This is a genomic window from Chelatococcus sp. HY11, assembly GCF_018398335.1.
Classification (GTDB): Bacteria; Pseudomonadota; Alphaproteobacteria; order Rhizobiales; family Beijerinckiaceae; genus Chelatococcus.
In genome coordinates, this window is sequence record NZ_JAHBRX010000001.1 from 3,880,438 (window position 1) to 3,893,419 (window position 12,982).

Genomic DNA, 12,982 nt, shown 5'->3' on the forward strand with positions numbered 1-12,982 from the left:
GCGCACTGCGCTCTTTCGTGAAGAATAAGAGCGCGCTGAGATGGCCGGGGATGGTGACGTCCCCCGGCCGCTCGAAGCAACCACGTTGTCTGATCCTCAGAGTCGCAGCGCATGCGAGACGCTCAGACGCCATCCGTTGGCCTGCGTCGTCGCTCCTGAAAGGATTTCCGATGCCCGCTCCCAAGGTTCTCATTTCCGACGCTCTGTCTCCCGCCGCCGTGCAGATCTTTCGGGATCGCGGCATCGAGGTCGATTTCCAGCCCGATCTCGGCAAGGACAAGGACAAGCTCGCCGCCATCATCGGCAACTACGATGGCCTTGCGATCCGGTCCGCCACCAAGGTCACGCCCAAGATCCTCGAAGAGGCGAAATCGCTGAAGGTCATCGGTCGCGCCGGCATCGGCGTCGACAATGTCGATATCCCGGCGGCCACCGCCAAGGGCATCATCGTGATGAACACGCCCTTCGGCAATTCGATCACCACCGCCGAGCACGCCATCGCCATGATGTTCGCGCTGGCCCGCGAGATCCCCGCCGCCGATGCCTCCACGCAGGCCGGCAAGTGGGAGAAGAACCGCTTCATGGGCGTCGAGATCACGGCCAAGACGCTCGGCATCATCGGCTGCGGCAATATCGGCTCCATCGTCGCCGAGCGGGCGATCGGCCTGAGGATGAAGGTCATCGCCTATGATCCCTTCCTGTCGCCGGAACGGGCGCTCGACCTCGGCGTCGAGAAGGTCGAGCTCGACGACCTGCTGGCCCGCGCCGATTTCATCACGCTGCACACGCCGCTGACGGAAAAGACCAAGAACGTCCTCTCCGCCGAGGCGTTGGCCAAGACCAAGAAGGGCGTACGCATCATCAACTGCGCCCGTGGCGGCCTGGTTGACGAGGCGGCCCTGCGCGCGGCGCTGGATTCGGGCCATGTCGGTGGCGCTGCCTTCGACGTGTTCGTCGAGGAGCCGGCAAAGGAAAACCCGCTGTTCGGGCACCCGAATGTGGTCTGCACGCCGCATCTGGGCGCCGCCACCACCGAAGCGCAGGAGAATGTCGCTCTCCAAGTCGCCGAGCAGATGTCCGAGTACCTGCTGCGCGGCGCCATCTCCAACGCGGTGAATTTCCCGTCCATCACCGCCGAGGAAGCGCCGAAGCTGAAGCCCTTCATCGCGCTGGCCGAGAATCTAGGCTCATTCGCGGGGCAGTTGACCGAAACCGGCATCAAGAGTGTCCACATCACCTATGAGGGCACTGTCGCCGCTCTGAAGATCAAGGCACTCACCTCGGCGGCGGTCGCCGGCCTGCTGCGGCCGATGCTGGCGGATATCAATGTTGTCTCGGCGCCGAGCGTCGCCAAGGAGCGCGGCATCGTCATCGAGGAGACGACGCGCGAGGCTCAGGGCGAGCACGACGCGCTGATCACGCTGACGGTCATCACCGAAAAGCAGGAGCGCTCCGTGGTCGGCACCGTCTTCGCCGATGGCGCGCCGCGGATCGTGGCGATCAAGGGCATCAAGGTCGATGCCGAATTCGCCCCGTCGATGATCTATGTCACGAACGAGGACAAGCCCGGCTTCATCGGCCGCTTCGCCAGCATGCTGGGCGATGCCGGCGTCAATATCGCGACCTTCGCGCTTGGCCGCGACCGGCAGGGAGGCTCGGCGATCGCGCTTGTCGAGGTGGACGGAGCCGTGCCGGACAACGTGCTGGCCAGCGTCGAGACCATCCCGGGCGTCAAGCAGGTCAAGCCGCTGAAGTTCTGAGCCGGCTGCCCCCCGAGGTGAACACAGTCAGACGCGCCTTCTTGTCAGACATCGTGTTCATGGATTCCGGGCTCCTCGCTGAGGCGAGGCCCCGGAATGACGGCGGGATTCCATCCGAACGCAGCGTGCGCCAGGGGAGGGATCATGCGCCGCATCGATCCCTAGCGCAGGCGCTCGGCGATGAGGATGCCGCCGATCACCAGCACCATGGCCGCCATCTGGTAGAAGCCGAAGGCCTCACCCAGCAGCACGATGGACAGCACGATGCCGAAGACCGGCATCAGATTGTTGAACAGGCCGGCACGGCTCGGGCCGATGAGTTGGACGGAGCGGATAAAGAAAATCTGCCCGATGAGAGACGGAAAGATCCCGATATAAAGAAGGGTGAGCCATCCGGACGAGCTCGGCCAATAGGCCTTGCCCTGGGCGATCTCGATGGCGAGCAGCGGCAGGGACGAGACGAAGGCCGCCAGCGCCATCGCTGCGAAATAGGCGGTGTCCGACACCTTCGGCCGGCTGCGCAGATGCAGCGCATAGGCTGCATAGAACGCGCAGGCGATCAGCATGAACAGGTCGCCGCGGTTGATGGTGAGATTCAACAGGGTTTGCAAGTCGCCATGCGAGGCCGTCACCATCACGCCGAGGATGGTCAGTACAAGCCCGACGGCCTGGCCGATATTGATCCGCTGGCCGAAGAACAGGATCGCTCCCATGACCACGAAGACCGGTATCGCGCTCTGGATGATCGTCATGTTGACGGCGGTGGTCTCGTAGGCCGAGACGTAGAAGAGCGCGTTGAAACCGGTGAAGGCCAGTGTCCCCATGCCGGCGATGATCGGCCAGCGGGATTTCAGCACCGGCAGATCGCGGACGATGTCCTTCCGGCTGAAGATGAGCAGAACCACGCAGACGATGGCCCAGCGCAGGCAAACGATGCTCATCGGCGAGATCTGGCCGACAGCGAATTTACTGGCTGTGACATTGCCGGCCCACATCAGCATCGTGAGCGGCAGCAGGACATAGGCTTGATTGAACAACCACTGGGTCGCGCGGCCGATCGGGGAATTCGTCTCAGGCATGTCCGCTCGACGCGCTTGTGGTCACGATCATGGAAGAGGCACTCCTAAGCGATACTCACTCATGGAAGCCAATCCACGGAGAGGGGCTGTTCGGGGCGCGACGATAGCCAAAACCGTCAGGTCAGGGTTAGCAGAGTTGGCGCAAGGCTGACATGCATAAAGACTGTCACAACGCCAGCCGGTAAGCCGCCACGTGGATTGTGAACCTGTCATGGAGCGCCCAGCGACGCTGTGGCTTGACCTCGCGGGTCTAATCGTCGAAGAGAGGCTGTAAGGACCCCGGCCTTGCGCCGGGGTTTGTCATGTGAGGGGTCGGCTATTGGCCGGCTTGAAGGATATGGCGAACGTCGTTGTAGTCGGTGCCCAGTGGGGCGATGAAGGTAAAGGCAAGATCGTCGATTGGTTGAGCGAACAGGCCGACGTGGTCGTTCGCTTCCAGGGCGGTCACAATGCCGGTCACACGCTTGTCATCGATGGCACGACCTACAAGCTTTCCCTTCTGCCGTCCGGCGTCGTCCGACCCGGCAAGCTCGGCGTCATCGGCAATGGCGTTGTTCTCGACCCGCAGGCGCTGATCTCTGAGATCTCGCGGCTGAAAGAGCAGGGGCTCGCGATCTCGCCGGAGAATCTGCGCGTCGCCGACAATGCCGCTCTGATCCTGTCGCTGCATCGCGAGCTTGATGCGCTGCGGGAGAATTCCAACAGCGGCACGAAGATTGGCACCACCCGCCGCGGCATCGGCCCGGCTTATGAAGACAAGGTGGGCCGCCGCGCGATTCGCGTGATGGATCTGGCGGATCTCGACACGCTCGAGGAAAAGATCGAGCGCCTGCTCGTCCATCACAACGCTCTGCGGCGCGGTTTTGGGCTCCCTGAGTTCAACGCGGCGGACATCTTTGCCGAACTCAAGGCTGTCGCGTCCGAGATCGTTCCCTACATGGGCGTGACGTGGATGCTGCTCGATGAGCATCGCCGCGCCGGCAAGCGCATCCTGTTCGAGGGCGCGCAGGGCGCGCTTCTCGATGTCGATCACGGCACCTATCCCTTCGTCACATCCTCGCACACCGTCGCGGGCCAGGCTGCCGCCGGCTCGGGTCTCGGCCCCAACGCCATCGGCTATGTGCTGGGCATCGCCAAGGCTTACACCACCCGCGTCGGCGGGGGGCCGTTTCCAACCGAGCAGGACAACGAGATCGGCGAAACGCTCGGCACCCGCGGCCATGAATTTGGCACCGTGACCGGGCGCAAGCGTCGCTGCGGCTGGTTCGATGCCGTCCTCGTCCGGCAGACGGTGAAGACATCCGGCATCGATGGCATTGCCCTGACCAAGCTCGACATTCTCGATGGCTTCAAGACCATCGACGTTTGCGTCGGTTACCGCCTCGAAGGCAAGGACTACGATTACCTGCCCGCCGGTCAGGCGCAGCAGGCCCGCGTCGAGCCGATCTACGAGACGATCGAGGGCTGGGAAGGCTCCACGGCAGGCGCCCGTTCCTGGGCCGACCTGCCTGCCCAGGCCATCAAATATGTCAGGCGTATCGAGGAATTGATCGGTGCTCCGGTTGCTCTTCTCTCGACCAGCCCCGAACGTGATGACACGATCCTGGTGCATAACCCCTTCGAAGGTTGACGTGACGACCGATTCGAGACATTCGACCTGAATGGCCGATTATTACACCCTGCTGCAGCGGGCAATTTCTGGTCTGCCGGAAAACACGCCCGAAACTCGCGGAGCCATCTACGAGCGGGCGCGAACCGTGCTCGTCCAGCAGTTGCGCAATGTCGAGCCGCCGCTTCCCGACGCTGACATCGATCGCGAATATGCCGCGCTCGACCTTGTTATCGCGCGCATAGAGGCGGAGGCCCGGCCACTCGAAGAGCCGGCCTGGCCGCAGGACAACTGGCCTGATCAGGAGAACCTGCACGCCTTCGAGCAAGTGCCTCAGGTGTTTGACGAGGGTGCGGCACGGACAGGCGAGGCCTCGCCACAGCAGGACGAGCAATCCGAGCCGCAACCGGCGGGAACACAGCAGCCCGATTTCAGGTCGTTGGACACGGATGCGAATGGATCGCCGGGCCGCGAGAGGCCGCGGCTGGCGCCCGTCCGGCCGAAGCGGGACTGGCGCAGCCATATGCGCACTTTTGTGGTGACAGGCGTGCTTGCCGCGGTTGTTGCGGCGATCGCGGGCGTCGCGGTCGTGCTGCGTGATCGACCCGTGGAAATTCCGCGCGAGGAAGAGCATGCCGCGCCACAGGAGCAAGGCGACGGCAAGTTCACCGAGCGGCTGGGCGGCGAGCCGGCACCCGCGGCCCCGCCGCCTGCGGCGGCGCCGGCACAAACCGCAAGCCCGCAACCGTCGCCGGCCCAGCCTCAGGTGCCGGCTCAAGCGCCTCAGGGCGGGGTTGCTGTCGCGCAGCGCGCAAGTCTTTATGAGGAATCACCGGACAATCCGCAGGCGGCCCCTATCGTGCGGGCCGGACGTACGACGTGGCGGATCGACAGCATCAACCCTGGCCAGGGCGAGCCGCTCGAAAGCGTCGTCCATGCGGATGTGGAGATTCCCGAAGCGGGCCTGACGCTTGCGCTCGTGCTCCGGCGCAACCGCGATACGACGTTGCCGGCTTCCCATACGGTTGAGCTGACATTCCGGAACACATCAGGCGATGCGACGCGCTCGGTCCGCGATGTCGGCGTGATGCAGCTGAAAGCGGACGAGGGCGGTCGCGGCACGCCTCTGGCCGGCCTGCCGGTGCCTGTCACTGAAAATATCTTCCTGATTGGCCTGTCGAATCTCAGCGCGGATATGGAGCGCAACGCATCCCTGCTGAAAAGTCAGGCCTGGATCGACCTGCCGCTTCGCTTCGCCAACGGGCGTCGCGCGGTACTGGCCTTCGAGAAGGGCGTATCGGGCGACCAGGCGATCAACGAGGCCTTCCGCCTCTGGCAATAGCCGCGCCTGGCTGTGCTTTCTTGGCTGCCGGGGCCGGACTGGCGACGCAGCCGATCTCGCCCCAAGGTTGGAGACGGCAAAAAAAATGGCCCCGGAAGGGGCCATTTTCGTTGCCGCGGCAATCAGCCGGTCTGCTGGTATTACATCGCGGGAAGAGCCGCCGGGCCGGCCATCTCAAGCTTGGCCAAGCCTTTTTTCACGGCTTCCTGCACCTTCTCGAAAGCGCGGACCTCGATCTGGCGGACGCGTTCGCGCGAGACGCCGAACTCACCGGACAGATCCTCGAGGGTGACAGGCTCGTCCTGAAGGCGGCGCGCCTCGAAGATGCGCCGCTCGCGGTCGTTGAGGACGCCGAGCGCGTCGCGCAAAGCGGAGAGGCGGTTACGCCCTTCCTCTTCGTCCGCCAGGATCGTCTCCTGGCTAGCGCTGTCATCCACAAGCCAGTCCTGCCACTCGCCTTCGCCTTCCTGGCGCAGCGGGGCGTTCAAGGACGTGTCGCCGCCGAGACGGCGGTTCATGTCGATGACGTCCTGCTCGGACACGCCGAGGCGCGTGGCGATCGTCTTGACCTGGTCGGGGCGAAGATCCCCTTCCTCGTAAGCCGAAATATGGCTCTTGGCCTTGCGCAGATTGAAGAACAGCTTCTTCTGATTGGCCGTGGTTCCCATCTTGACCAGCGACCATGAGCGAAGGATGTACTCTTGAATAGCGGCCTTGATCCACCACATCGCATAGGTCGCCAAGCGGAAGCCTTTGTCGGGCTCGAAGCGTTTGACGGCCTGCATGAGGCCAACGTTACCCTCCGATACGACTTCCGAAATCGGCAGGCCGTAGCCCCGGTAGCCCATGGCGATCTTGGCCACGAGCCGCAAATGGGATGTCACAAGCTTATGGGCCGCTTCGCGATCGTCCTGCTCGCGCCAACGTTTGGCGAGCATGAATTCCTCTTCCGGTTTCAGCATCGGAAACCGGCGGATTTCATCGAGATAGCGCGACAGGCCACCTTCGTTCAGCAGCGCGGGAAGAACCGTCGAAGCCATGAAAACCTCCTAACCAACCCCCTTTCAGGCAGGTTGTCTTAGAGCCGCCTATCTGGCCGGCTCCGTATTGTAGCATATAGGTCTCGACCTGAGCGGGCGAGGCACCTTTCTGCGTCATGGGCATATTGCAGTGCGAAGGCGCTGAATGCAGTGCGATTCCGCACATGATCTACTGTTTGGGTCTTGTTGTCGGCAAGGCCGCTACCAATCGTGCCAAATCCTCCGGCGGCGCGCTTTCAAAGCTCATGAATTCGCCTGTCGCCGGATGGGCGAAACCAAGGGTACGGGCATGCAACGCCTGCCGTCCGAGGATCTCGAGCGCGGAGCGGGCGGCGGGGCCGAGCAGGCTCTCCTTCGTCTTGAAACCCCGCCCGTAAAGCTGGTCGCCCAGCAAGGGGTGGCCGATATGAGCCATGTGGACGCGGATTTGATGGGTTCGCCCTGTTTCAAGACGACAACGGACGAAGCTTCCGATGGGTTCCATACCGCGGTCCTCATCGCCTCTGAAGACCCTATCGACTTCATAGTGGGTGATCGCGATCCGGCCTCGCCCCTCGCGGGTGACCGTCATTTTCTCGCGGTTGTGCGTGGCGCGCTCGATCGGCTGATCGATGGTGCCTCTCAGCGTGGGCAGGATGCCCCAGACAACTGCCGTATAGACGCGCTCCAGCGGCCCGGTGCGACCATGATCGGCGAACTGCGCGGACAGCGCGGCGTGGGCCTGATCGGTTTTGGCGACCACCATCACACCGGACGTGTCCTTGTCCAGTCGATGCACGATGCCGGGACGCCGCACGCCCCCAATGCCGGAAAGGCTGTCGCCGCAATGGGCCAGCAGCGCATTGACCAGCGTTCCGCTGGCATGGCCGGGCGCGGGATGTACGACGAGGCCGGCGGGCTTGTCGATGACGATGATGTGATTGTCTTCGTAGAGCACGGTCAGCGGGATCGTCTCCGGCTCCGGCTCCGCGGGGGCGGCGGGCGGCACCACCAAGGTGACCGTGGCGCCGACGGTCACCTTGTGCTTCGGATCTTCCACGACCGCCCCATCGATGCGAACCTGTCCTGCCCTGACGAGCTGTTGCAGGCGGGAGCGGGACAGGTCGGAGAAGGCGGCGGCGAGAAAGCGGTCCAGGCGATCGCCGGCGAGGTCGTCCGCCACGACAACGGTCTGGATCTGCTCGGAAGCGATATGGGCTGGGCTGGATAAAGCGTGCATCGGCAAGGGATGCCCTTGGCAAGTCCCCTTGGCAAGTCCCCTCGGCAAGTCCCCTCGGCAAGTCCCCTGAACCGGCCGTCCAAATCATCGGTCAAGGCTCCGGCAATGCTGGGCAGGGCCGCTGGACCGATATCGTCGCCGTTATTCAAGACAACCGGCACGGGAAGCGCCCTCGGGGGCGTGACCGATAGTCACTGCATACGTTGGAAGCCGCTACTGGCTCATCGTCGCGGTGGAACGTTTTCGCGCTCCGGCGTATGATGCTTAACGCAGGGTGGCAGGCGCCTTGACAGCTGATGGCCGCTAAGGCTCTTGGTTCTGAAAGGTGCTCCGCGGTCCCGGTGGGATTCGTTATCTTGAGGGAAGTTCAGGCCGGCATGAACACGCGATCGACGTGTTGCAGAGGTAATGATATGGGCGCTGGTGCTGCACCTCGGCGAGGACAGACGCGGAGGCGCGGGTGAACGACGTGCGGCTGCCGCCCTCAATTGTCTCACTACAAGGCGGCGGGTCTCCGCCCCCGAGCGCCGACAACTCGGACAAACCCTTGGTTATCGGCCTGTTTGAGGGCGACGAGCAGGATGTCCTCGCGGCTGAGTTATCGCGGTTGCGGGAGGAGCATCGTGATCTCGACATGGCGATCGGTGCCCTGGAGCATGTCGGTCCAGCCGATCAATTGCAGATCCAGCGGTTGAAGAAGCGTAAGCTTTTCCTGAAGGATCGCATCTCCTTCATCGAGGACCAGTTAACCCCGGACATCATTGCGTGATGACGGCGGCTGTAGCAAGGCTGCGCCGGCTGCGGCTACACCCGCAGAGGGCTGCGAGGCGGGCGACATGACCGCGTCGGCCCTTGCGTAGGGCCTCCGCACCCGCTATGGCGCGATTTTCAGAGGAGCGCAAACGTATGGGAAGCGCCGGCTACGGCATTCGCCCGCTTTGGAAAGGGATGATCACCCGATGAATGGGAAAGCGGGCAAGGCACCGGTTGCCGTCATCATGGGAAGCCAGTCGGACTGGGCAACCATGCGTCATGCCACAGAGACGCTGGAGGCGCTGGGCATCGTGTTCGATGCCAGGATCGTTTCAGCCCATCGCACGCCGGACAGGCTGTATGATTTCGCGAAGGGTGCGGCGGACGCCGGCTACAAGATCATCATCGCCGGTGCCGGCGGCGCGGCGCATCTGCCTGGCATGGCGGCCGCGCTGACGCATCTTCCGGTTTTCGGCGTGCCCGTGGAGTCCAAGGCCCTGTCCGGAAAGGACAGTCTGCTCTCGATCGTGCAGATGCCGGCCGGGATCCCCGTCGGGACGCTGGCGATAGGCCGCGCGGGTGCCGTGAACGCGGCCTTGCTCGCGGCTGCCGTTCTGGCCCTCGACGATGCCGAGCTGACCGCGCGCCTCAAAGCCTGGCGCGAGCGCCAGACGGCTGCGGTAGCCGATGTCCCTGAGACGACATCATGAGCGTGGAATCTTCCGCCGACAGGGCAGGGATGGGCGCGCTGCCGCCCGGCTCGACTGTCGGAATTCTCGGCGGCGGGCAACTTGGCCGCATGATGGCTATCGCGGCGGCATCCTACGGATTGAAGACGCATATCTTCGCGCCGGACGCGGATAGTCCGGCTTTCGAGGTCGCGGGCAAGCACACCGTGGCCGGTTATGAGGACGAGGCGGCTCTGGTCGCGTTCGCGGCCGCTGTTGATGTCGTCACTTACGAATTCGAGAATATCCCCGCTGAAAGCGTGGATCTTCTTCGCCGGCATGTGCCGCTTTTTCCGGATCACAAGGCCCTGGCGACCACCCAGGACCGTTTGCTCGAGAAGCGTTTCGTCGCGGCGCTCGGCATTCCGACAGCGCCATTTCGGGACATCGCCAGTAGGCAGGACCTTGTCACGGCCCTTGCCGATCTCGGCGCGCCGGCAATCCTCAAGACGCGCCGTTTCGGCTATGACGGCAAGGGGCAGGTGAAGATCGAGGTTGGGGCCGATCTCGATGCGGCTCTCGCGGCGATCGGCCATGCGCCTGCCATTCTGGAAGGGTTCGTCCCGTTCGTGCGCGAGGTGTCCGTCGTGGGCGCGCGCGACCAGGCGGGCGCCTTTGCGGCTTACGATGTGTGCGAGAACGTCCATCGGCATCACATTCTAGACATCACGACGGTGCCAAGCGCGCTCTCCGCGGAGCAGACGGCGGAGGCCATCGCGGCCGCGAAGGCTATCGCCGATGCCCTGTCCTATGTCGGGGTGTTGGCTGTCGAGATGTTCGTGCTTGAAGGCGGGGACAGCCCGATCGTCGTGAATGAGATTGCCCCGAGGGTGCACAATTCCGGTCACTGGACCATCGAGGGGGCGGTCACCTCGCAATTTGCGCAGCATATCCGCGCGGTCTGCGGCTGGCCTTTGGGCTCCACCCGTCGCAACGGCCAGGTGGAGATGCGCAATCTGATCGGCGACGATGTCGAGGCCTGGGCCGACATCGTCGCGCAACCCGGTTTGCATCTGCACCTCTATGGCAAGGCCAGCGCCCGTCCCGGCCGCAAGATGGGCCATGTCACCCGTGTCCTGCCCGAATGAGATGGGACGGTGACGGTCGATCGCGATTTGATGCCGGAATCATGGCTGCGATGGTGGACAGCCGTGATGACATCTGCTATTCGCAACCATCCTTGGTGGCGGCGCGTTTCAGCGCCGCTTTCGGCTTTTGCCAAACCTACTCAGAATACGGGATGAAGGCGTGCAGGTTCTCGTTCGCGACAACAATGTCGATCAAGCGCTGCGTGCGCTGAAAAAAAAGATGCAGCGTGAGGGCATCTTTCGTGAGATGAAGCTTCGCGGACATTACGAGAAGCCCTCCGAGAAGCGGGCCCGCGAGAAGGCTGAGGCCGTGCGTCGCGCGCGCAAGCTCATGCGCAAGCGTCTTCAGCGCGAAGGCCTGCTGCCTTCGAAGCCGAAGCCCACGCGCTGATCACTGACCGGCTCGGCGTAGCCGGTTTCGCGTCTTCGCCGACGCTCATGGTAGCAGGTGAGACTGCGCTGTTCAGACAGTAGCCCATGGCGAAGCTGAATCGTGGGATGCTAATCGCAGCCGGCGCCGCTTATGATACAGACAGTCGAGTTATGCGGCGCCCTGGAACCTCCCGGGCGCCTTTTCCGTTTGGATACCACGTCATTGTGCAGAGCTGAGCTTCGACGGGATGAAATCGCGTGGGGCAGGACGCATGTGCTGGATGCCAAGCTGATCTGCTTGTGACGCAGGTTGAGACAATCCGCCGCGAGGCGGGCCGACAATCGGCACCATCGCCATGGCAGATCGTTCTCGCGAGTGACCTGGTGCCGATAACCAATTGATATAAATAATCTTTTATGACCGGCTGTTCGTGCCCGGTAAAATGAACGGCGATCGTCCACCAGCCGACGTCTGTGAACCGCCAGCGAACTGAATACTTCAGAAACCGGATTTCGCCAGAATGATGGTTAAAGGTTAACCAGACCAGTGTTTATTGCGTCCGGTCTGGCGTCAGGTGGTGGCGGCAGAGCGGACTCGTTCGGGATGCCGGGGGATAACTGGCATCAAGGTAGGAGAATCTGTGGTGATGAATCAGCGCGCGGCGCAGGCCTCTCCTCGTCGTTCTTATGGCACGGCGGGATATCGCTTCTGGGTTGGCGCTCGAATCGTTGCGGCGGCGGGCCTGATGAGTGGTCTGGTGGCCTGTGAGACGGTGGCTCCGCAATCGGCCAGGGTCGCTGAGCTCGTGAAGGACAACTCCGCCGCCACGTCGACGAATATCGCGTCGCTGACGGACGTCATCAAGGCAAACCCCAATGATCCCGGGGCTTACAACACCCGCGGCGCGGCCTATGCCCGCACCGGGCAATTCTCGGATGCCATCGCTGATTTCTCGCAGGCGGTGAAACTCAATCCCAATTATGCGCCAGCCTATACGAATCGCGCGCTGGCTTATCGCCAGACCGGGCGCGACCAGCAGGCGCTGAGCGATTTCGACCGCGCTATCGCATCTGACCCGAATTATGCGCCTGCCTATGTCGGGCGTGCCAATCTGCTACGTGTCCAGGGCCGCTTCGATCAGGCTCAGGCCGATCTGAGCCGGGCGATCCAGATCAACCCTGAATCCGCCGAATCCTTCCACGCCCGCGCGCTCGTCTACCAGCGCCAGGGCCAGAACCAACTGGCGATCAAGGACTTCGACGCCGCTCTCGACCGCAATCCCTTCGTCGCGGCGCCCTATACGGGACGAGGCCAGAGCCTGCTCGCGGTCGGCCAGTACGACAAGGCGGTCGAGGACTTCAACGCCTCGCTCAATGTCGACAATCACAATGCCGACGCATGGGCTGGTCGCGGCATGGCTTACGAGCGCCTCGGCAAGAAGAACGAAGCGATCGAATCCTATCAGCGCGCGATCTCGGTGGACCCCAATAACGATCTCGCCAAGCAGGGCCTCCGTCGTCTTCAGAGTGGAGGCGGGCTCTTCGGCTAGCCACACGCGTCCGTCTGCCGTGGATTTTCTCCGGTTGAACGAGGCGAGCCAATTCACCGACGGGATGGTGCCGGATGATGCCATCCTGACACAGATCTGATCCAGAGCCACTCAGGGGTTGAGCGAGCACCCGCACGCCACAAGGTCTGTGCGCCTATCGCGCGCGCTTGAGAGCCCAATCTCGCCAAGCCCCTCTCGCCAAGCCCCTCATGCCGCCGGCACACCGGCCGATGATCCGTTCGCGCCATGCCGCCATGCCCCGCTCATGGCAGAGGCTGCGCCAGAGCGTGTAGCCGATCGCCGTCCAGAACGACAGGCTGGCGACTGCGGTCGCAATCGATTGTGCAAATTGCATGGCAACCCTACCTGCTATCGGGCGCCCCCCAACAGGCACACTCTATTCTCTCGCCCCCCTGGCGGAGTGACAGCGGCGTTGCATTGC

12 protein-coding genes are annotated in these 12,982 nt (G+C 63.3%); 8 read left to right on the forward strand and 4 right to left on the reverse strand.

Annotation, left to right across the window (positions count from 1 at the left end):
- Positions 1 to 170 precede the first annotated feature (170 nt).
- Positions 171 to 1,760: a phosphoglycerate dehydrogenase gene (serA, locus tag KIO74_RS17630; protein WP_213333080.1), complete on the forward strand. Its 1,590-nt coding sequence runs from the start codon at positions 171 to 173 to the stop codon at positions 1,758 to 1,760.
- 161 nt (positions 1,761 to 1,921) lie between these two features.
- On the opposite strand, the gene KIO74_RS17635 is transcribed toward serA, so the two are convergent.
- Entirely contained in the window at positions 1,922 to 2,839 is a 918-nt protein-coding gene (locus KIO74_RS17635; protein WP_213333081.1) for a DMT family transporter, read from the reverse strand.
- A 337-nt stretch (positions 2,840 to 3,176) separates the two neighbouring features.
- Between KIO74_RS17635 and KIO74_RS17640 the strand changes: the two genes are divergently transcribed.
- Both KIO74_RS17640 and KIO74_RS17645 read left to right on the forward strand, forming a co-directional pair.
- Positions 3,177 to 4,469 carry an adenylosuccinate synthase gene (locus KIO74_RS17640; RefSeq protein ID WP_213333082.1) on the forward strand — a complete coding sequence of 431 codons (1,293 nt, stop codon included), beginning with the start codon at positions 3,177 to 3,179 and terminating at the stop codon, positions 4,467 to 4,469.
- 31 nt (positions 4,470 to 4,500) lie between these two features.
- Entirely contained in the window at positions 4,501 to 5,790 is a 1,290-nt protein-coding gene (locus KIO74_RS17645) for a histidine kinase (RefSeq protein WP_213333083.1), read from the forward strand.
- Between the two features lie 140 nt (positions 5,791 to 5,930).
- Here the strand turns inward: KIO74_RS17645 and rpoH are convergent, their stop codons facing one another.
- Entirely contained in the window at positions 5,931 to 6,830 is a 900-nt protein-coding gene (gene rpoH / locus KIO74_RS17650; protein WP_213333084.1) for an RNA polymerase sigma factor RpoH, read from the reverse strand.
- Positions 6,831 to 6,999: 169 nt separating this feature from the next.
- A complete protein-coding gene (locus KIO74_RS17655; protein ID WP_213333085.1) occupies positions 7,000 to 8,049 on the reverse strand; it encodes an RluA family pseudouridine synthase in 1,050 nt (349 codons plus the stop codon).
- Between the two features lie 553 nt (positions 8,050 to 8,602).
- On the opposite strand from KIO74_RS17655, the gene KIO74_RS17660 reads away from it, so the two are divergent.
- The 5 genes from KIO74_RS17660 to KIO74_RS17680 all read left to right on the forward strand — a co-directional run bounded on the left by KIO74_RS17660 (position 8,603) and on the right by KIO74_RS17680 (position 12,540).
- Positions 8,603 to 8,818: a YdcH family protein gene (locus KIO74_RS17660; protein WP_502762117.1), complete on the forward strand. Its 216-nt coding sequence runs from the start codon at positions 8,603 to 8,605 to the stop codon at positions 8,816 to 8,818.
- Positions 8,819 to 9,008: 190 nt separating this feature from the next.
- The gene (purE, locus tag KIO74_RS17665) at positions 9,009 to 9,512 is read left to right on the forward strand and encodes a 5-(carboxyamino)imidazole ribonucleotide mutase (protein ID WP_213333086.1); all 504 of its coding nucleotides are present in this window, start codon (positions 9,009 to 9,011) and stop codon (positions 9,510 to 9,512) included.
- The gene (locus KIO74_RS17670; RefSeq protein ID WP_249731042.1) at positions 9,509 to 10,618 is read left to right on the forward strand and encodes a 5-(carboxyamino)imidazole ribonucleotide synthase; all 1,110 of its coding nucleotides are present in this window, start codon (positions 9,509 to 9,511) and stop codon (positions 10,616 to 10,618) included. Before purE ends, KIO74_RS17670 begins: the two co-directional genes overlap by 4 nt.
- Positions 10,619 to 10,778: 160 nt before the next feature.
- Positions 10,779 to 11,009 carry a 30S ribosomal protein S21 gene (rpsU, locus tag KIO74_RS32265; RefSeq protein ID WP_019403310.1) on the forward strand — a complete coding sequence of 77 codons (231 nt, stop codon included), beginning with the start codon at positions 10,779 to 10,781 and terminating at the stop codon, positions 11,007 to 11,009.
- A 727-nt stretch (positions 11,010 to 11,736) separates the two neighbouring features.
- Positions 11,737 to 12,540, forward strand: coding sequence for a tetratricopeptide repeat protein (locus KIO74_RS17680; RefSeq protein WP_213335755.1), 804 nt, complete (start codon positions 11,737 to 11,739; stop codon positions 12,538 to 12,540).
- A gap of 154 nt (positions 12,541 to 12,694) precedes the next feature.
- Here KIO74_RS17680 and KIO74_RS17685 read toward each other — a convergent pair whose 3' ends face one another.
- Positions 12,695 to 12,895 carry a hypothetical protein gene (locus KIO74_RS17685; RefSeq protein WP_213333087.1) on the reverse strand — a complete coding sequence of 67 codons (201 nt, stop codon included), beginning with the start codon at positions 12,893 to 12,895 and terminating at the stop codon, positions 12,695 to 12,697.
- Positions 12,896 to 12,982 lie beyond the last annotated feature (87 nt).

Bases quoted from the DNA above. Each gene is read 5' to 3' on its own strand.
- serA (WP_213333080.1), top strand. From the start codon at position 171: ATGCCCGCTCCCAAGGTTCTCATTTCCGACGCTCTGTCTCCCGCCGCC.
- KIO74_RS17635 (WP_213333081.1), bottom strand. From the start codon at position 2,839: ATGCCTGAGACGAATTCCCCGATCGGCCGCGCGACCCAGTGGTTGTTC.
- KIO74_RS17640 (WP_213333082.1), top strand. From the start codon at position 3,177: ATGGCGAACGTCGTTGTAGTCGGTGCCCAGTGGGGCGATGAAGGTAAA.
- KIO74_RS17645 (WP_213333083.1), top strand. From the start codon at position 4,501: ATGGCCGATTATTACACCCTGCTGCAGCGGGCAATTTCTGGTCTGCCG.
- rpoH (WP_213333084.1), bottom strand. From the start codon at position 6,830: ATGGCTTCGACGGTTCTTCCCGCGCTGCTGAACGAAGGTGGCCTGTCG.
- KIO74_RS17655 (WP_213333085.1), bottom strand. From the start codon at position 8,049: ATGCACGCTTTATCCAGCCCAGCCCATATCGCTTCCGAGCAGATCCAG.
- purE (WP_213333086.1), top strand. From the start codon at position 9,009: ATGAATGGGAAAGCGGGCAAGGCACCGGTTGCCGTCATCATGGGAAGC.
- KIO74_RS17670 (WP_249731042.1), top strand. From the start codon at position 9,509: ATGAGCGTGGAATCTTCCGCCGACAGGGCAGGGATGGGCGCGCTGCCG.
- KIO74_RS17680 (WP_213335755.1), top strand. From the start codon at position 11,737: ATGAGTGGTCTGGTGGCCTGTGAGACGGTGGCTCCGCAATCGGCCAGG.
- KIO74_RS17685 (WP_213333087.1), bottom strand. From the start codon at position 12,895: ATGCAATTTGCACAATCGATTGCGACCGCAGTCGCCAGCCTGTCGTTC.